Source organism: Mesorhizobium sp. Pch-S (assembly GCF_004136315.1).
In the GTDB taxonomy this organism is placed as follows: Bacteria; Pseudomonadota; Alphaproteobacteria; order Rhizobiales; family Rhizobiaceae; genus Mesorhizobium.
This window is the reverse complement of record NZ_CP029562.1, coordinates 5944443-5964730: the sequence shown is the minus strand read 5'-3', so window position 1 is coordinate 5964730 and position 20288 is coordinate 5944443. Positions and strand designations below refer to the sequence as shown.

Here is a 20288-nt window from a genome sequence, read left to right as displayed (position 1 = left end):
TTTTCGAGGGAGCATTCGCATGACCCAACACACACGTATCGATAATTCCCGCACCATTCGCGCCGCAACCGGTACCGATCTGACCGCAAAGAGCTGGCTGACCGAAGCGCCGCTGCGCATGCTGATGAACAACCTTGATCCGATCGTTGCCGAAAAGCCGGGCGAACTTGTTGTCTATGGCGGCATCGGCCGCGCGGCACGCGACTGGCAAAGCTTCGACCGTATCGTCGGCGCGTTGCGCAATCTGGAAGCCGACGAGACACTGCTGGTGCAGTCGGGCAAGCCGGTGGGTGTCTTCAAGACGCACAAGGATGCGCCGCGCGTCCTGCTCGCCAACTCCAACCTGGTGCCGCATTGGGCTACCTGGGACCACTTCAACGAGCTCGATAAGAAGGGCCTGATGATGTACGGCCAGATGACGGCCGGTTCCTGGATCTATATCGGCTCGCAGGGCATCGTTCAGGGCACCTACGAGACCTTCGTCGAAATGGGGCGCCAGCATTACAATGGCGACCTGTCCGGCCGCTGGATCCTGACCGCGGGCCTGGGTGGCATGGGTGGCGCGCAGCCGCTGGCCGCGACCATGGCAGGAGCCTCTTGCCTCGCCGTCGAATGCCAGGCTTCGCGTATCGAGATGCGCCTGAAGACCGGCTATGTCGACGTGCAGGCCAAAGATCTTGATGACGCGCTGGCGATCCTCGACAAGGCCGGCAAGGAGAAGAAGGCCATTTCGGTTGCTCTGCTCGGCAATGCGGCAGATATCTTTCCGGAACTGGTTCGCCGCGGTGTGAAGCCCGATGCGGTCACCGACCAGACTTCAGCGCATGACCCGGTCAATGGCTATTTGCCCCAGGGCTGGACCGTCGCGGAATGGGAAGAAAAGCGGGAGCGCGATCCCAAGACCGTTGCCAAAGAAGCGAAGAAGTCGATGGCCGTTCACGTCAAGGCGATGCTCGACTTTCACAAGATGGGCATTCCGACCGTCGACTACGGCAACAACATCCGCCAGATGGCGCTGGAAGAGGGCGTCGAGAACGCCTTCGATTTCCCAGGCTTCGTGCCGGCCTACATCCGTCCGCTGTTCTGCCGCGGCATCGGTCCGTTCCGCTGGGCAGCACTCTCGGGCGACCCGGAAGACATCTACAAGACCGACGCCAAGGTGAAGGAGCTCTTGCCCGACAACAAGCACCTGCATAACTGGCTCGACATGGCGCAGAAGCGCATCAAGTTCCAGGGCCTGCCGGCGCGCATCTGCTGGGTCGGCCTCGGCGACCGCCATCGTCTTGGCCTCGCCTTCAACGAAATGGTCGCCAAGGGCGAGCTGAAGGCGCCCGTCGTCATCGGCCGCGACCATCTCGATTCCGGCTCGGTCGCTTCGCCGAACCGCGAAACCGAAGCGATGAAGGATGGCTCGGACGCCGTGTCCGACTGGCCGCTGCTCAACGCCTTGCTCAACACGGCTTCGGGCGCCACCTGGGTGTCGTTGCACCATGGTGGCGGCGTCGGCATGGGCTTCTCGCAGCATTCCGGCATGGTCATCGTTTGCGATGGCACCGAGGATGCGGCACGCCGTCTCGAGCGCGTGTTGTGGAACGATCCTGCAACCGGCGTGATGCGCCATGCCGATGCCGGCTACGACATCGCCATCGAGTGCGCGAAGCAGCATCAGCTCAACCTGCCGGGCATTCTCGGCTAGGTGATGCGTATCCTCCGCGCCAGCGACTATCGATCCATGCCGTGGAAGAACGGCGGCGGGACGACGACCGAGATCGTCGTCTCGCCGGCCGGTGCCGGACTGGATGATTTCGACTGGCGCATCTCCATGGCGCGGGTCGAGGCCGGAGGGCCCTTTTCCATTTTTTCCGGCATCGACCGCACGCTTTCCATCCTCGAAGGCGAGGGCATCACGCTCTCCATCGCTGGCCACGAAACCGTCGAGCTGACGCGTGCCAGCGAGCCGTTGTTCTTTCTCGCCGATGCCGCGACCGAAGCGACATTGCCGGCGGGGCCCATCACCGACCTCAATGTGATGACCCGTCGTGGCCGTGTGCGCCACACGGTGCGCCGCCTGTCGCTGTCTGAGCCGCTGGACTTCACCACACAAGCCACTGTCACGCTCGTCTTCTGCGATGAAGGCGTTCTTCAGATAGGCGAATCGCCAGCACTCGCACTTGGCGCTCGCGATACATTGTGGCTCGACGGGGCGGGACAGACCTTGTCACTCCGTCCTCTGGCGCATGCCACACTTTTCCTGATCTCCATCCAAAACGATTAAAAGCTGTCTCCAAGCGTTATCGAACCTGACCCGAAATATCGGGCAGGGCGGTTGCGCCATCACGAAATTGCCGGAATCCTTGCCATTCGCTGCTTCCCGTTGTGAGCATGAGCGCGAGTATCACGGTTGCCGGCAAGGCAACGTCCGCTAATCTTGACGGGAAGACTGGACAAGCTCGTTCGACCCGCTTTGCTATGCAATCAATCACCTGTAAATCGATGTCAGACACCGGGGACGATGCGGTCGCGCCGCGACCGGTCCCCACCGCACGGATTGCTTGATGAATATTCAGACCAGCCCCGCCGAGATCCGGACCGCACAGCGCGTTTCCCCGCCACAGCGGAAGAGCCGATCCGGTCACAGTTTCTGCCTGAAGACCGGTTGCGGGCACTGGGTGAAAGCCTCGCCAGAGGCGACGTCTCCGATCTTGCCGGCCTGCAACCCTTCGATTTCCAGAAGCGCATCCGCGAAAGCGCCAAGAAGATCCTTGAGGTCTACAAACTGACCAACGCCGCCCAGGCAAGGGGCGAAACGGTTACGCCAGCCGCACAGTGGCTTCTCGACAACAATTATCTGGTCGAGGAGACGATCTATCAGATCAAGCGAGACCTGCCGCGCCGCTTCTACAGGCAATTGCCGACTCTGAAGCTCTCAGACAGCGTCAGCGTGCCGCGCGCCCTGGCGCTGGCGTGGGCTTATGTCGCCCATTCGGACAGTTCTGTCTCGGCGCAGATGTTCAAGGCGATCGTCGAGGGCTTCCAGTCGGTCGAACCGATGAAGATCGGCGAGATCTGGGCCTTGCCATCGCTGCTGCGTTTCGTGCTGATCGAGAACCTTCGCCGGCTCGCCGTTCGGGTCAATCGCTCGCGGGACCTGCGCCTCATCGCCAACGACGTCGCCGACCGCGTGCTGGCCGCCGGTGACAGTGCTGACCGGCAGGCGATCCTGGACAAATACCAGGCCCAGGCTGCCGACACCTCGTTTGCAACCCAGCTTCTCTACCGCCTGCGCGACGGCTCGCAGAATGCCGGCAGGGCGCTCGAATGGCTGGAAGCAGAACTGGAAAAGTCCGGCACCGACGCTGAAAAAATCACTATTGCCGAGCATCAGACCCTGTCGAGCGGCAACGTCACCACCGGCAACATCATCCGCGGCCTCCGGCTGATCAACGACGTCGACTGGACGATCTGGTTCGAAGGCGTCAGCCGCATCGATGCGCTGTTGCGTGAACGGACCAATTTCAGCGAGCTCGATTTCCCTTCAAGGGATCAATACCGCACCGAGATCGAGGATCTCGCCAAACGTTCGAAGCAGTCCGAATACCGCGTCGCCGAACAGGCAACCGACATGGCGGCGGCGGCCAAGGAAGCCGCGGGCGAATCTGCGGATGCTGCCGACGGCACCGACATCGGCTTCTTCCTCGTTGGCTCGCGCCGGCCCGAACTCGAAAAGGCGATAGGCTATTCGCCAAGCCTGGCGCGCAGTTTCCTGCGCGCTTTCCGCAAGACCGGATGGCTGGGCATCGTACTGCCTGTCTTCCTGCTGACGGCGCTTCTGCTGTGGTTGTCGGGCAGCGCGTTGGCAGCGCTGGGACTGCCGCTATGGGGCATAACGCTGATGCTGGTGCTGTTCGCGGTGCCGGCGAGCGAAGGTGCGCTGGCGTTTTTCAACACCGTCTTCCTCCTGTTCCTCAAGCCGACACGTCTCGTCGGCTATGAGTACAAGGACGGCATTCCGGCTGAGGCGCGAACCCTTGTCGTCGTGCCATCGCTGATCGGCTCACGCGACGATGTCGAGGAAAATGTCCGCAACATCGAAGTGCACCACCTCGCCAACATGTCGGGTGAACTTCATTTCGCGCTGCTGTCGGATTGGCCGGACAGCAGATCGGAGATCAGCACGAACGATACGGAAATCCTGGAATTTGCCCGCAGTCAGATCGCGGAACTCAACCAGCGTTATCCGACCGAGGGTGCTCCGCGTTTCTACCTGCTGCACCGCCGCCGCCTCTACAACCCTGCACAGGGTCGCTGGATGGGCTGGGAGCGCAAGCGCGGCAAACTGCACGAACTGAACCTTTTGCTGCGTGGCGACAAGGACACCACCTTCCTACCGTTGGAAACGCCGCTGCCTGAAAACGTCGTGCATGTCATGACGCTGGACGCCGACACCCGCACGACGCGCGATGCCGTTTCGAAACTGATCGGCAAGATGTGCCACCCGATGAACAAGCCGCATTTCGATGCGGAGAAGCGCAGGGTCACGGCCGGCTACGCGATCATGCAGCCGCGCATCACGCCTTCTCTCACCACGGGCGACGAAGCGTCGTTCTTCCAGCGCGTGTTCTCGGCCAATCGCGGTCTCGATCCCTATGTCTTCGCCGTTTCCGATCTCTATCAGGACGTGTTCGGCGACGGTTCCTTCACCGGAAAGGGCCTCTACCATGTCGACGCCTTCGAGGCGGCCCTCAAGGGGCGTATCGAAGACAACACCGTGCTCAGTCACGATCTGCTCGAGGGCGCTTTGGCCCGCTCGGCACTCGTCACGGATGTGGAACTGGTCGAGGATTATCCGACCCGCTATTGGGTCGACGCTTCACGCACCCATCGCTGGGCCCGTGGTGACTGGCAGCTGCTGAGCTTCATCTTTGATCCACGCTCGGGCGTTCCGGCGCTATCGCGCTGGAAGATGATCGACAATCTGCGTCGTTCGCTGACCCCGATCTTCTGGGTGATGGCAGCGATCGCTGGCTGGACGCTGCTGCCCTTCACACAGGCCGCCCAGTGGCAGGGTCTGCTGATCCTGACTTTGTTCATGGCGCCCACCTTCGACATCGTCAACGCGATCATCCCCAAGAACAGCGATGCCACGCCGCGCGGTCATTTCTCCGCGCTCGTGCATGACATCGCCTTCGGTACTGCGATGGTGGCGCTGAAGATCGTGCTGATGGCGCACCAGGCCTGGATGATGGGAGATGCCATCATCCGCACGCTCTATCGTCTCTTCGTCAGCCGCAAGAACCTGCTCGAATGGCGCACTGCCTCGCAGGCGCATCAGGGTAGCGGCAACGACATCGGCTCCTATTATTCCATGATGTATGGTGCCGTGATCATCGGCGCCGTCGGGCTCGCCATCCCGGTTCTCGATGATTCCACCGGCGCGTTCGTCGCCTTTGCCTTCGCGCTGTTCTGGATCGGATCGCCGGCATTCGCCTGGCTGGTCAGCCGCTCGGCCGAAACGGAAGACAGGCTGCACCTGCTGCCGCAGGATGTGCATGCGCTGCGTATCGCCGCCCGCCGCACCTGGCATTACTTCGAGAATTTCGTCACGGCTGAACAGAACCATCTGCCGCCGGACAATTTCCAGGAAAACCCGAAGCCGGTCGTCGCCTCGCGCACCTCGCCCACCAACATCGGCGTCTACCTGCTGTCGGTCGTCTCGGCGCGCGATTTCGGCTGGATCAGTCTTTCGGAAGCGATCGCGCGCATCGATGCCACCATGTCGACCATCGAGCGCATGGAGCGCAGCCGTGGCCATCTCTACAACTGGTACGAGACGACGACGCTCAATCCGCTGCGCCCGACCTACATCTCAGCGGTCGACAGCGGCAATCTGGCCGGCCATCTGGTCACGGTCGCCGCGACCTGCACCGAATGGGCCGAGGCACCATCCGTGCACCTGCATGGCGACGTCGAAGGCGTGCTGGACACCGTCGCAATCCTGGACGAAAGCCTCGACGAATTGCCGGATGACCGCCGTCAGCTCAGGCCGTTGCGTCAACGTCTCGCCGATCGGCTGGATGGCATGCGCCGCGCCGTGCGCACGATCAAGGCACAGCCGGAGATGGCCCTGGCTCGCACCGTCAACCTGACGGTGCTCGCAGGGGAGATCCGCAAGCTCGCCGCAGCCATCCACGCCGAGGCCAAGTCGACCGCCAGCGACATCATCGTCGACTGGGCCGCACGGCTGGAAGCCACCTGCGAGGCGCATGTGCAGGATGCCCAGGCCGACGAAAAGTCGGTCCAGGCCATGCGTGCCAAGCTGCTCGAACTGCACGAACGCACCCGCCGCTACGCCTTCGAGATGGAATTCGGCTTCCTGTTGCGGCAGGACCGCAAGCTGCTGTCGATCGGCTACCGCGTCGAGGAGCGCCAGCTTGACGAGGCCTGCTACGACCTGCTCGCTTCCGAATGTCGCCTGACCAGCCTGTTCGCCATCGCCAAGGGCGACCTGCCGACCGAACACTGGTTCCGCCTGGGCCGCCCGATCGTCGAGATCGGTTTCCGGGGCGCGCTGATGTCCTGGTCCGGCTCGATGTTCGAATATCTGATGCCACCATTGGTGATGAAGGAGCCGCAGGGCTCGATCCTCAACCAGACCAGCCAGCTCATCATCAAGCGACAGATCCAGTATGGCCGCTCGAAGGGAGTGCCGTGGGGCATCTCCGAAGCCGCATACAATGCCCGGGACCGCGAGATGAACTATCAGTACACCAACTTTGGTGTGCCTGGCCTCGGTCTCAAGCGTGGTCTCGGCCAGAACACGGTCATCGCTCCTTATGCGACCATCCTCAGCGCGCAGTTTCTGCCGCGCGAGGCCGTTGCCAATCTGAAACGCCTCAAGGAGATCGGGGCACTTGGCCGCCACGGCTACTACGATGCCGTCGACTTCACGCCGCAGCGCGTACCGGAAGGCGCGACCTGCGCGGTCGTGCAGAACTACTTCGCACACCATTCCGGCATGTCGATCGCGGCCATCGCCGATGCCGTCTTCGAAGGACGCCTGCGTGATCGCTTTCACAGCGACCCGGTGATCGAGTCCGCCGAACTGCTGCTGCAGGAGAAGGCGCCGCGCGAGATTCCGGCCGACACGGTGCGCACCGACGCGGAGGAACAGGCTGTCGCCGACGAGACCGAGGCGCAGACCCCCGACATGCGCGTGGTGCTGGATCCGGCCTGGGCGCTGCGCGCCACCAACCTGATGTCGAATGGTCGCTACTCCGTCATGGTGACGGCGACCGGTTCGGGCTACTCGCGCTGGGGCGACTTTGCCGTCACCCGCTGGCAGCCGGATCCGGTCGAGGACCGGCTGGGCTCCTACATCTTCCTGCGCGACGCCGACACCGGCGACTGGTGGTCGGCGACGGTCGAGCCGAAGCGTGCGCCGGGTGAAACCGCGCAGGCACAGTTCTCGGACGACAAGGCGACCTTCATCAAGACCGTGCACTCGTTGCGCTCTGAGGTTGAATGCATCGTCATTTCGGAAGGCAATGGCGAGGGCAGGCGGGTCACGCTCTACAACGATGGTGCCACCGACCGGCATATCGAGGTGACCTCGTTCGCCGAACTGGTGCTTGGTCAGGAGGCAGCGGACTATGCGCATCCTGCCTTCTCCAAGATGTTCATCGAGACCGAGATCGCACCGAACAACAACGCCATCTTCGCAACGCGCCGCAAGCGTGATGCCGGAGATCCGGACATCGCGGCGGCGCATTTCGTCACCGATCCGTCCGGGCTTGCCCGCGATGGCGAGGCCGAGACCGATCGCCGTGCCTTCATTGGCCGCGGCCGCACCATAGCCGATGCCGCTGCTTTCGATCCGGGTGCTCGACTGGAGGGCCATGCCGGGTTCACGCTGGATCCCGTTGCAGCGCTGCGGCGTCGAGTGCGGGTACCGGCGAACAAGAAGATATCGCTCACGTTCTGGACCGTCACTGGGGCCAGCCGTACGGAGCTGGACGAGGCGATCGCGCGGCTTGACCATGCCGAGAGTTTCGCCCGCCAGTCGATGCTGGCCTGGACCCGCTCGCAGGTGCAGACCCGCCATATGGGCTTGAGCCTGACGGATGCTTCCAACGTGCAGAAGCTCGCGCGTTATCTGATCTATCCGGATCCGTTCCTGCGTCTGCCCTCCGACGCGATCGCGCCGGGGCTCGGTCGCCAGTCGAGCCTGTGGCCGACCAGTATCTCGGGTGACTTCCCGATCTTTGCCGTGCGTATCGGCGACGTTGCCGATCTGGAGATCGTTGCCGAGGCACTGCGCTTCCAGGAATACATGCGGGCACGCGGCATGACCGCGGATCTCGTCATCGTCAACGAGCAGGCATCGTCCTATGTGCAGGACCTGCAGCAGGCGATCGATGCGCTGTGCGAGAACAGCCGCCTGCGCGGCAATGAGTTCGGTTCGCGTCAGCACATCTTCGCGGTACGCCGCGATCTGATGGACGAGACCACCTACAAGACGCTGCTCGCTGTCGCGCGCGTGGTGCTGCATACCCGCAACGGCACGATCTTCGACCAGATCGAGCGCGCCGAGACCGCGGCGATCCAGGCGCGCGACGCGTTGCATCCCGGTGGCGCCGTAGCGCTTCGCGAGGTGCCTGTGCCGGCATTGCGCAAACCGACCAAAAAGGAAGCTGCGACAGCTGCTGATGGCAACGGACTCGACTATTGGAACGGCTACGGTGGCTTTGACGGAGATGGCCGCCACTACGTCGTTCGCCTGACGGGCGAACGTTCGACGCCGCAGCCCTGGATCAATGTGGTCTCCAATGAGGCTTTCGGGTTCCATACCTCGGCGGAAGGTGCCGGGTTCACCTGGAGCCGCAACAGTCGCGACTATCAGCTGACGCCGTGGTCGAATGACCCGGTCACGAACCGCCCGGGTGAAGGCATCTACATCCACGATCTCGGCAGCGGTGAATCTTATTCACCGACGGCCGCGATGCTGCGCGACCCGGCCATGGTCTACGAAGCCTGGCATGGGCAGGGCTTCTCGACGTTCCGCACCAGGCGTGGTGCACTGTCGATGGATCTGACCCACGTCGTCGATCCTGCCGACCCGGTACGCATTTCGCGCCTGCGTGTCCAGAACGCAGGCTCGGCACCCGTCAGGTTGCGTATCTACGCTTATGCCGAATGGGTTCTGGGCAGTCATCGTTCGAAGACGGCTGCCACCATCCTTTCGCAACGGGACGAGGCCACTGGGGCGCTCCTGGCGCAGAACCCTTATGGGCTCGACTTCAGCGACCGCGTGGCGTTCCTGGCCAGCGATCGTGAGCCGCAGTCGTTCACGGCCGATCGACAGGAATTCCTTGGCCGTGACGGCAGCACGGTAACGCCGCAATCCGTCGTCACCGGCGCCGCCTTGTCGGGTCGTGTCGAGGCCGGCGACGACCCGTGCGCAGCGTTGGCGCGTGACGTCGAAATCCCGGCGGGTGGCGATGTCACCTTGCTCTGGCTGATGGGGGATGCGGGGTCCGCCGAAGAAGCGAGTGCCTTGGTAAAGACGCATCGCGCCAAGGATTTCGACAAGCGGCTTGCCGAGAACGAAAGCAGCTGGCGCGGCTTCCTCGACACGATCCAGGTCGAGACGCCTGACAAGGCGCTCAATGCCATGGTCAACCACTGGCTGCCCTACCAGGCGCTGGCCTGCCGTATCCGTGCGCGTTCGGCTTTCTATCAGGCGAGCGGCGCCTTCGGTTTCCGTGACCAGCTTCAGGACACGCTCGCCTTGCTGGCCCATGACCCGTCACTGGCACGCGAGCAGATCCTGAACGCAGCCCGGCGGCAATTCGCCGAAGGCGACGTGCAGCATTGGTGGTTGCCTCGCACCGGCGCCGGCGTTCGCACCATGATCTCGGACGACGTCGTCTGGCTGGCTCATGCGGTGTCGCGCTACATACTGGTGACGGGCGACAAGGCGATCCTGAAGGAGGCGCTGCCGTTCATCGAGGGCAAGCCGCTGGCTGAAGGCGAGCATGACTCCTTCTTCGAACCTCAGGTCTCCAAGACGACTGCTCCGCTCTACGAGCACTGCGCGCGGGCACTGGATCTTGCTGTCCAGAGAACCGGTACCGATGGTCTGCCACTGATCCTCGGTGGCGACTGGAACGATGGCATGAACCGCGTCGGCATCGGCGGCAAGGGCGAGAGCGTCTGGCTGGGCTGGTTCCTGCTGAGGACGCTCACCGATTTTGCCCCGGTGGCCAAGTCGCAAAGCGATGCCAAGCGTGCCAAGGCCTGGGAAGCGCATGCGGCCAGCCTGAAGCGGGCGCTGGAGAATGCAGCCTGGGACGGTGAGTGGTACCGCCGCGGCAGTTTCGACGACGGCTCGCCGCTCGGCTCGCGCAGGTCCGACGAATGCAAGATCGACTCGATCGCGCAATCGTGGAGCGTGCTGTCGGGCGAGGGCGATCCGGCCCGTTCCCAGACGGCGATGGATCAGGCGGTCAAACATCTTGTCGACGACGAGCTCAAGATCGTGAAGCTGTTCACGCCACCCTTCTCCAAGACGGAGAAGGATCCGGGCTACATCAAGAGCTACCCGCCGGGCGTGCGTGAAAACGGCGGCCAATATACGCACGCTGCGACCTGGTTCGTCATCGCGCTGGCTGAAATGGGCCGAACCGACGAAGCCTATCGTTGCTTCTCCATGCTGAACCCGGTCAATCACGCCCTGGATGACGCGGCTGCCGAACATTACCGCGTCGAACCCTATGTGGTGGCGGCCGACATCTATGCCGGCGAGGGCAAGGGCGGCCGTGGCGGGTGGACCTGGTACACCGGCTCTGCAGGATGGCTCTATCGTGCCGCTGTGGAGGGGATCCTCGGCATCGAGCGGCGTGGCAACCGCATCGAGATCACGCCGAAGCTGCCCAAGGAATGGGAAGGTTATTCGGCGAAGCTCAAGATCGGCGGCACCGAGCACGACGTCCGTGTGGTGCGCGCCAAGGGCACAAAGACCATCTCTCTGGAGGTTGATGGTGCCAAGGTGAAAGGTAACGCCTTCGACCTGAAGGATGGCGGTTCCAGCGAGATTATTGTCAAGATTCCAGCCTGATAGAGGCGGAAATGGTTCCGGAGGCCCGTCGAAAGGCCTCCGGTTGCACAAAAATGCGGCAGTAATGGGCATCTGCCGCAATTTTGCCGCAGGGTTGGGATTTCACCTTTTATCTCAAACCGTTACGCGATCACGGCAGATTTCTGCCCGTTGTCATGTTTTGTTCGTCGGAACGGAGCAGAAGGCATAGGCGGGCATTGTTTTGCCACCCATCTGGGGCTAGGTGTTCACCGCAATAATGCGGCGCACTATGGATCGTTACGCGGGAGTTATTGAGTTGTCCCTGCTGCAAATCTACTGGAGAGCGCTCGGCTACCTCACCGCCGACAAGAAGCGTCTCATCCTGATCTGCATGGCGAACGTCATGCTCGCAATGGTCGCGGTTTACGAACCGTTGCTGTTGGGTAAGGTCATCGGCGCGATTGCCGAGCGCACCAACCCGTTCAGCGAACTGGTCATGTGGGCAGGCCTGGGCGCCTTCAACATCATCGCCGTCGTTCTCGTTGCCCGCGGTGCCGACCGCTTCGCCCACAAGCGTCGCTCGGAAGTGCTGTGCGAATCCTTCGAACGCGTCATCACCATGCCGCTCGCCTGGCACCAGCAGCGCGGCACTTCCAACTCGCTGCAGACGCTGCTGCGCGCGGTCGAGTCCTTATTCACGCTGTGGCTGGAATTCATGCGGCAGCACCTGTCGACCGTTGTCGCACTGCTGTTCCTGGTGCCTACGGCAATCAGCCTCGACGCTCGTATGTCCGCCGTTCTCCTCGTGCTCGGCGTGTTCTATTTCGCCATCGGCCGTCTGGTCATGCGCAAAACCAAGCAGGGCCAGGCCAACGTCGAGCGTCACTACCACACCGTATTCGCTCATGTGACCGATTCCGTCAGCAACGTCGCCGTGCTGCAGAGCTACAACCGCATCGGCCACGAAGCCGACACCCTGAAGCGCTACATCAAGGACCTGCTCAACGCGCAGAACCCTGTTCTCGACTGGTGGGCGCTGGCCAGCGCCATGAACCGGCTGTCGTCGACGGTCTCGATGATGGTCGTTTTGATGATCGGTTCCTATCTGGTCATGCATGGCGAACTGCGCATCAGCGACGTCGTTGCCTTTACCGGTTTCGCGACGCTGCTGATCGGTCGTCTCGACCTCGTCTCGAATTTCGTGACGCAGATTTCCGAAGCCCGCGCCAAGCTCGAGGAGTTCTACAAGCTCGAAGAGGATTCCGCTGAAGCCGCCGAGCCTGAGGACTTGCGCGATCTCGGCAAGGTCACCGGCCATATCCAGTTCGAGAATGTCAGCTTCAACTTCGCCAACTCCACGCAGGGCGTCGAGGACGTTTCGTTCGATGTGAAGGCCGGCCAGACGGTTGCCATCGTCGGTCCGACGGGGGCGGGCAAGACCACGCTCATCAACCTGCTGCAGCGGGTCCACACGCCAAGCGAAGGCCGTATCCTCATCGACGGCATCGATACACGCACTGTGACCCGCAAGTCGCTGCGTCATTCGATCGCCACGGTCTTCCAGGATGCCGGCCTGCTCAATCGGTCGATCGAGGACAACATCCGCGTCGGTCGCGATGGTGCGAGCAACGAAGAGGTGCACGCGGCTGCCAACGCCGCCGTGGCGCAGGACTTCATTCTGGCCAAGAGCGACGGCTACGACACCGTCGTCGGCGAGCGCGGCGGCCAGCTGTCGGGCGGCGAGCGCCAGCGTATCGCCATTGCCCGCGCCGTGCTGAAGGACGCGCCGATCCTGGTGCTCGACGAAGCGACCAGCGCGCTCGACGTCGAGACCGAGGGGCGCGTCAAGGAAGCGCTCGACGATCTGCGCCGCGGTCGCACCACCTTCGTCATTGCCCACCGCCTGACGACGGTGCGCGATGCCGACCAGGTCATCTTCATGGACAAGGGACGTATCGTCGAGATGGGCGGCTTCCAGGAGCTGTCGATGCGCAACGGCCGGTTCGCTTCGCTGTTGCGTGCCGGTGGCCTGCTTGCCGACGAAGAGGGGCCTCGGCTCAGCATAGTGTCGGTGACCGGCGAAGCCGCCTGATCGTTCCAGGGCTGGCCCTGGTTGCCGTAAAGTCAAATTCAACACCGCGCGTCCTTTCAGGGTGCGCGGTGTTGTCCTTTCGCCATGGCTTCAAAGCTCGAGCGAAAGGTTCTAAGAACACCTGATGAGCGAAACGAGCACACGCCCCTCGAGCTGGGCAGACCTGGCTAACCCAACGCGCTTTGTGGCATTGGCCGACAGGCTGGTCCCTTGGTTGACGGGTATAGCGGTGCTTGTGCTGGCAGTCGGGCTTTACATGAGCTTCGCTGCGCCGGAGGATTTCCAGCAAGGCATAACCGTCCGCATCATGTACATCCATGTGCCGTTCGCCTGGCTCGCAATGATGTGTTACTCGCTGATGGCCGTCTCCGCGATAGGAACGCTGGTGTGGCGCCATCCGCTGGCTGACGTGTCGTTGAAGGCAGCTGCTCCCATCGGTGCCGTGTTCACCGCATTGGCGCTGATCACCGGCTCGATCTGGGGCAAGCCGATGTGGGGCACATGGTGGGTGTGGGACGCCCGCCTGACCTCGGTCTTTGTGCTGTTCCTGATGTATCTCGGCATTATCGCGCTGACGCGGGCACTGGATGATGCCGCGCGTGCGGCCTGGGCTGCCGCGATCATTACGCTCGTCGGCTTCATCAACATCCCGATCATCAAGTTTTCGGTGGAATGGTGGAATACGTTGCACCAGCCGGCCTCGGTGTTCCGGCTGGACGGACCGACGATCGATCCCAGCCTGCTTTGGCCGCTTCTGGTGATGGCAATCGGCTTCACGGTTCTGTTCTTTGCGTTGCACATGATCGCAATGCGAACCGAGATCCGGCGTCGCCGGGTCATTGCCATGCGCCGCATGGCGGCACGGCGCGCCGACGCCTGACGAGCGCATCGACAGCGGACGGACGTTGCGCTATGCGAAACGCATAGCTTTCACAGGACCGTCCTCATGAAACGTTCGACCGTCAACGCCATCATTCGCGAGGGCGATGCCTTCATCCGCTCCTTCGGGTACGTCATGCCGCCTTTCGCCTATTGGACGCCTGAGGACATGAAGGCGCGCCGCGGCACATCCGCGGGCGTCTTCGACTCCCGGCTCGGCTGGGACATCACCGATTACGGCCAGGGCAAGTTCGACGAGCTCGGCCTTTTCCTGTTCACGGTGCGCAACGGCCGCTTTGAGGACATGAAGAAGGGTGCCGGCATGCTGTATGCCGAGAAGATCATGATCACGCGCAAGGACCAGCTGTCGCCGATGCACCGGCATGTCGTCAAGGCGGAAGACATCATCAACCGCGGCGGCGGCAAACTGGTGCTGGAGCTGTTCATGCCCGATGCGGAAGGCGGTGTCGATCCGAAAGCCGAAGTCTCGGTTCCGGTTGATGGCACCATTCGCAAGCTGCCGGCCGGTGGCCTGCTCAAGCTTGATCCCGGTGAGAGCGTCACGCTACTGCCCGGCGTCTGGCACGCGTTCTGGGCAGAGGGCAAGGATGTGCTGATCGGCGAGGTCTCGACCGTCAACGACGATCTCACCGACAATATCTTCCGCGACCCGATCGGCCGCTTCTCCGATATCGAAGAAGATGAGACACCGCTGCACCTGCTGGTATCCGACTACGAACGCTGGGTCGGCTGATCCGTCTTTTGTTTGCCGTGCGCGCCGGGAGAAATCCGGCGCGTATCCGTACTTTGATCCTTCAGCAGCGAGATCGTTCGTTTGAATCGAATGATTCGACACGAACAATGCGTTGGATTGATAGGATGGAGAATGGCATTCCAATTCTGCTTGGAATTGGAGAATGCCGTGTCTGCCGTATCGTTTGATCGCCCGGTCGCCCCGCCCGCCGAGATGGGCAAGCCGGCGTCCGCCAACAAAACCACGATCTGGCCCGGCGTGGTGCTGGCGGCGATCGTCGCAGCATCGGCCTTTTCGATGCGCGAATTGCCGGGGCTCGGCATTTTCAGCCCGATGATCCTTGCCGTCATCGTTGGCATCGTCTTTGCAAACTTGGTTGGCCTGCCGGCCAACACACGCGCCGGCATCGCGTTCTGCCAACGGACGCTGCTCCGGTTTGCCATCGTTCTGCTGGGCTTCCAGTTGACGGTCACGCAACTGGGCGCGATCGGACTGGGCGGTGTCGCCATCGTTGCGTCGTCGCTTCTGGCAACCTTCTGCTTCACGCTCGGCCTGGGCCGGTTGCTTGGTGTCGAGCGCAAGCTGACCGAGTTGATCGCTGCCGGAACTTCGATCTGCGGCGCCTCAGCCATCGTTGCGACCAACGCGGTGACCGGCGCCAGCGACGAAGATGTTGCCTATGCAGTGGCTTCGGTCACACTGTTCGGCACCATCGCGATGCTCGGCTATCCGCTGTTGGCCATCACGACTGGGCTCGATCAGCATGGTTTCGGCCTGTGGGCCGGTGCTTCCATCCACGAGATCGCGCAGGTGATCGGTGCCAGTTTCCAGGTCGGCCCGCAGGCTGGCGAAATCAGCACCATCGCCAAGCTGGCGCGAGTCGCCTTGCTGGCGCCGATGGTGATAGCGCTCGGCGTCATGGCTGCACGGGGCAGCGCCGCTGAAAAGACCGCGAAGCCGCCTATGCCCTGGTTTGTCTTCGCCTTTGTCGCCGTGGTCGCATTGAACAGCGCTGTTGAAGTGCCTACCGAAGCCAAGTCGGTGATCGTTTTCGCCACCACCTTCATGTTGTCGGTCGGCCTGGCGGCGATGGGCTTGCAGACCCATATCGGCAAGATTCGCTCGCGCGGTCTTCGCCCCTTGCTGCTTGCGCTTTCGGCATTTGTCTTTATCGCTTGCTTCAGCCTGCTGCTGGTCAAACTGGTGGGCTAGCGCATCGGCTCGAAAACCGGGTCGATTTCCGGCGAGCACGATGGGCCGATTGAGAAGTTTAGGGCGCTCCAGACAGTTTTATGGCGCTCTAAGGAGTTTGCATGACGCTGGAGCAGTTGCGCATTTTCGTTGCCGTCGCCGAGCGCGAGCATGTGACCAATGCCGCGCGTGATCTCAACCTGACACAATCGGCAACCAGTGCTGCCGTGGCGGCTCTCGAGGCGCGCTATGCGACGAAGCTGTTCGATCGTGTTGGCCGCCGCATCGCGCTCACCGATGCCGGACGCCTTTTCCTCATCGAGGCGAGAGCGGTCCTGGCCCGCGCGACAGCGGCTGAACTGGTGCTCGCGGATCTTGCCGGATTGAAAGTCGGTTCGCTCGGTCTCGCCGCCAGCCAGACGGTTGGCAACTATTGGCTGCCGCCGTTCATTCACGCATTCCGTTCGCAGCATGCCGGCATCGCCGTGTCGCTCACCATGGGCAACACCGAGACTGTCGCGGCTCAGGTGCGCGACGGTGAAGCCAATCTTGGCTTTGTCGAGGGTGAAGTCGACGAGCCGGCCTTAGCCGTCACCACGGTGGCCGAGGACGAGATGGTGCTTCTGGCTCCGCCCGATCATCCCTGGAGCCGGCTTGGCAGGGACACCAAACCTTCCCTTGCCACGACAAGCTGGATCCTGCGCGAAAGCGGTTCCGGCACACGATCTACCCTTGCCGCCATGCTGCGCCAGCAGGGTATCGCAGAGACCGATATCGATATCGGTCTGGTGCTGCCGAGCAATGAAGCCGTGCGGACAGCTGTTGCGGCGGGGGCAGGCGTCACCGTGATGTCTCGTCTCGTTGCGGCCAATGCACTTGCTGCCGGCAATTTGATCGCGATCGACTATCCGGTGCCACGCCGCAGGTTTTTCATGTTGCGTCACAAGGAGCGCTACGTCACCGCTGCCGAGACCGAATTCATGCGACTGATCGGCGAAGGACGTTTGGAACCGTAGCGGGCTTTGCCTCGCTCAGGTCACCAGCCTGAGCATCTTCAGCACGCGCTCGAACATGGCGCCGTAGGGAGGATGCAGCAGCGCTCCGCCGTTGAAGCGCGATTGCAGGAAAATGGGCTTTTCCTTGCTGAAGGTGCGGAACCCCCATTCGCCGTGATAGGCGCCGGTACCACTGGCGCCGACACCACCGAAAGGCTGGCGTTCCTGGGCGATATGCAGAAGGCAATCGTTGATGGTCACACCGCCGGCAACGGTTTCGTGCAACACACGTTCGCGCGCGGCGGAATCGGTGCCGAACCAGTAGAGTGCAAGCGGCCGGTCATGCCGGTTCACGTGGGCGATCGCATCGTCCAGCGACGCATATTCAAGGATCGGCAAAACCGGGCCGAAGATCTCTTCCCGCATCAGGCGGCTGTCTTCGGGCGCTTTTTCCACCAGGGTTGGTGCGAATTTGCGGCCCTCGGCGGGAAGTGTTTCGTTGGCCGGATTGATCTCGGTCACGACCGCGCCGCCGGCAGCCGCCTCTTCGATCAGGCTCTTCAGCCGCTGGTAGTGGCGGTCGGAGACGATCGAGCTGTAGTCGTCATTGGCTTGCAAACTCGGATAGAGTTTGCGGACGATCTCGGCAAATCGCTTCGTCAGAGCCGAGGCCTGGCCCTGCGGCACCATCACATAGTCGGGTGCGATGCAGGTCTGGCCGGCATTGAGCAGCTTACCGAAGACAATGCTGCGCACGGCCGCGTCCATGTCACAGGAGGGGTCGAGGATCGCCGGCGACTTGCCGCCAAGCTCCAGCGTTACCGGTGTCAGGTTGGCAGCGGCGGCAAGCGCCACGTGACGGCCGACCGCCGTCGAGCCTGTGAAGATGAGGTGATCGAACGGCAAAGACACGAAAGCCTTGCCTGTTTCAGCGTCACCGGTGATGACGTCGACTTCCTCTGGCGCAAAATGTTCAGCCACCAGATCGGCGAGCAGGGCCGAAAAGCGTGGAGTCAGTTCGGATGGTTTCATCAGCACCCGGTTGCCGGCCGCGAGCGCTGCCGTTGCCGGGGCAACAGCGAGCTGGAACGGATAGTTCCACGGTGAAACGACGCCGACCACGCCGAGAGGCTGAGGCAAGAGGCGGTTCTTGCCCGGCAGAAAGGGCAGGCTGGTGCCAACACTGCGGGCACGCATCCAGGAGCCGACATGCGACAGCGCATGGTTGATGCCCGCGCGCACCACGAAAAGTTCAGCAAAACGTGTTTCATGCGCTGAACGGCTGCCGAAATCGGCGTCGATCGCCTCGCAGATCGCCTGTTCGTGATTTTCAGTCAGGGCCTGCAGGCGTTTCAAACGATCCTTGCGGACGGCAAGAGATGGAAACGGCTCCGATGCGAAGGCGCGTCGTTGCATGTCGAAGCGCTCGCGCAGCAAATCGGGTTTGACATGCAACATGGTCAGCTCCACCCCTGCTTGATCGTTCTGCCGCAAAGCATTGAAACCGCATAAAGCACGCTGGCGTACTGAAGTACTCCGTACGCATACGGGAATGGAACGCCTGATTTGCCTGAGCGTCAACAGCTTTGTGACAGAGCTGGAGTTGCCGGAACGGAAGGTTTGCCTTCGCTTGTGGCGTGCCGAGGGTCGGCCAAGGTTGCTGAAAGCTGCCCAGGCCAACATCTCGGCACACCGGAGACAGGAAGATCAGCCCGTCGCGAGAATGAAGTCGGCACACCGGTCGGCGATCATGATCGTCGGCGCGTTGGTGTTGCCGCTGACAAGGCGCGGCATGATCGACGCATCGCAAATGCGCAAGCGTGGCACCCCGCGCACGCGAAGCTGGGGGTCAACGACGGCCTCATCGTCTTTGCCCATTCGGCAGGTGCCGACCGGGTGATAGACGGTCTTGGCCGTCTGCATGATGTGGTCGACGATCTTCTCTTCCGGCAGGTCCGTTTCCCCGCCGGGTCTCAGTTCTTCGCGGATCACCGCCTGCAGGGCGGGCTGGCGCAATATGTTGCGTGCCACTTTGACGCCTTCGACAAGCAGCCTCAGATCATCCGGGTCCGAGAGGAAACCGGTGGTGAAACGGATCGGATCGTTCGCGTTGCGTGAGCGCAATTCCACCTTGCCGCGCGACTTCGGTCGCAACACACAAGGGTTCAGCTCCATACCATGTTCGGCCACCGAGCCGTGCACCGCATTCTCGATCATCACCGGCAGCACATGGAACTGGATGTCTGGTCGTCCATCACCATCGGTGTCGAAGAATCCGCCGCTCTCGACGACATTCGAGGTCAACAGGCCCGTACCGAACAGCATGTACTGCAACCCATGGCGCAATGCCTTCAGGCCCTTGTCCTGGCCGAGCAGCGAGATCGGCTCGCGTGTCGCTGCGTAGACCGGTGTCGCGACATGATCCTGCAGGTCCTTGCCGACGCCTGCCATGTCGCGGATGACCGGAATGCCCAGTTCCGCGAGGTGCGCCGCGGGGCCTAGTCCCGACAGCATCATGATCTTCGGCGTCGCCAGAGCGCCCGCAGCCAGGATCACTTCTTCCCTGGCCGTGGCTTGCACCACCCGCCCGTCGGCGGTCGTATAGGCAAGTCCGCTCGCCGCGCCATTCTCCAGCGTCAGCGTGTTCACCTGCGCATCGGTGACGACAGTCAGGTTGGGGTTGCCGGCGAGTGGTTTCAGGAACACCGTCGCCGCCGACTGGCGGACGCCGTCGAGCGTGGTGAGCTGGTAGAACCCGACGCCTTCCTGGCGTTCACCGTTGAAGTCGTCATTGTAGCGGTATCCTGCCTGCTGTGCGGCTTTCACATAGGCAAGCGAAAGCGGGTGCCTGTGGCGCGCATCCGACACGGGCAAGGGGCCATTTGTGCCGTGATAGATGCCGTCCAGACGTTCGTTGCGCTCAAGCCGCCTGAAAGCCGGCAGCACTTCGTCCCATCCCCAGCCAGGGCAGCCGAGGTCGCGCCAGGTGTCATAATCCTCGTGCTGGCCTCGGATGTAGAGCATTGCGTTGATGGATGAGCCACCGCCGAGCGTGCGCCCTTGCGGGATCGGCAGTCGCCGTCCGCCGACATTCGTCTCTTGCTCGGACTCGTAGATGAAGCTGCGATTGGTGCCGATGACCCTGGCAAAGGTCGCCGGCATATGGATGAACTTGTCGTTGTCGCGCGGACCGGCCTCCAGCAGCAGGACACGTTTGCCGGCTGTCACCAGCCGGTTGGCAACGGTGCAGCCGGCCGATCCCGCGCCGGCGACGATGTAGTCGAAAATCTCCCTCATCGG

The 20288-nt window shown here is 62.5% G+C and carries 9 protein-coding genes and 1 pseudogene; 8 read left to right on the top strand and 2 right to left on the bottom strand.

Features of this window, described 5'->3' with window-relative positions; genetic code table 11:
• Positions 1 to 19 precede the first annotated feature (19 nt).
• The 8 genes and pseudogenes from hutU to C1M53_RS28105 all read left to right on the top strand — a co-directional run bounded on the left by hutU (position 20) and on the right by C1M53_RS28105 (position 17009).
• A complete protein-coding gene (gene hutU, locus C1M53_RS28140) occupies positions 20 to 1696 on the top strand; it encodes a urocanate hydratase (RefSeq protein WP_129415371.1) in 1677 nt (558 codons plus the stop codon).
• A 3-nt stretch (positions 1697 to 1699) separates the two neighbouring features.
• Complete coding sequence (locus C1M53_RS28135) at positions 1700 to 2275, top strand: HutD family protein (RefSeq protein ID WP_129415370.1); 576 nt, start codon at positions 1700 to 1702, stop codon at positions 2273 to 2275.
• Positions 2276 to 2555: 280 nt separating this feature from the next.
• Positions 2556 to 11116: pseudogene (locus C1M53_RS28130) on the top strand (glucoamylase family protein).
• 277 nt (positions 11117 to 11393) lie between these two features.
• The gene (locus tag C1M53_RS28125; RefSeq protein ID WP_129415369.1) at positions 11394 to 13169 is read left to right on the top strand and encodes a glucan ABC transporter ATP-binding protein/ permease; all 1776 of its coding nucleotides are present in this window, start codon (positions 11394 to 11396) and stop codon (positions 13167 to 13169) included.
• Positions 13170 to 13293: 124 nt separating this feature from the next.
• On the top strand, positions 13294 to 14049 hold the full coding sequence (locus C1M53_RS28120; RefSeq protein ID WP_129415368.1) for a heme ABC transporter permease: 756 nt from the start codon (positions 13294 to 13296) through the stop codon (positions 14047 to 14049).
• A gap of 66 nt (positions 14050 to 14115) precedes the next feature.
• The gene (locus tag C1M53_RS28115) at positions 14116 to 14802 is read left to right on the top strand and encodes a D-lyxose/D-mannose family sugar isomerase (RefSeq protein ID WP_129415367.1); all 687 of its coding nucleotides are present in this window, start codon (positions 14116 to 14118) and stop codon (positions 14800 to 14802) included.
• A 213-nt stretch (positions 14803 to 15015) separates the two neighbouring features.
• Positions 15016 to 16014, top strand: coding sequence for a YeiH family protein (locus tag C1M53_RS28110; protein ID WP_129416399.1), 999 nt, complete (start codon positions 15016 to 15018; stop codon positions 16012 to 16014).
• Between the two features lie 101 nt (positions 16015 to 16115).
• Positions 16116 to 17009, top strand: coding sequence for a LysR family transcriptional regulator (locus C1M53_RS28105; protein WP_129415366.1), 894 nt, complete (start codon positions 16116 to 16118; stop codon positions 17007 to 17009).
• A 15-nt stretch (positions 17010 to 17024) separates the two neighbouring features.
• Here C1M53_RS28105 and C1M53_RS28100 read toward each other — a convergent pair whose 3' ends face one another.
• Positions 17025 to 18446: a coniferyl aldehyde dehydrogenase gene (locus tag C1M53_RS28100; protein ID WP_129415365.1), complete on the bottom strand. Its 1422-nt coding sequence runs from the start codon at positions 18444 to 18446 to the stop codon at positions 17025 to 17027.
• Between the two features lie 249 nt (positions 18447 to 18695).
• Positions 18696 to 20285 (bottom strand): GMC family oxidoreductase N-terminal domain-containing protein, encoded by a 1590-nt coding sequence (locus C1M53_RS28095; RefSeq protein ID WP_129415364.1) that lies wholly within the window; start codon positions 20283 to 20285, stop codon positions 18696 to 18698.
• Positions 20286 to 20288: the final 3 nt, after the last annotated feature.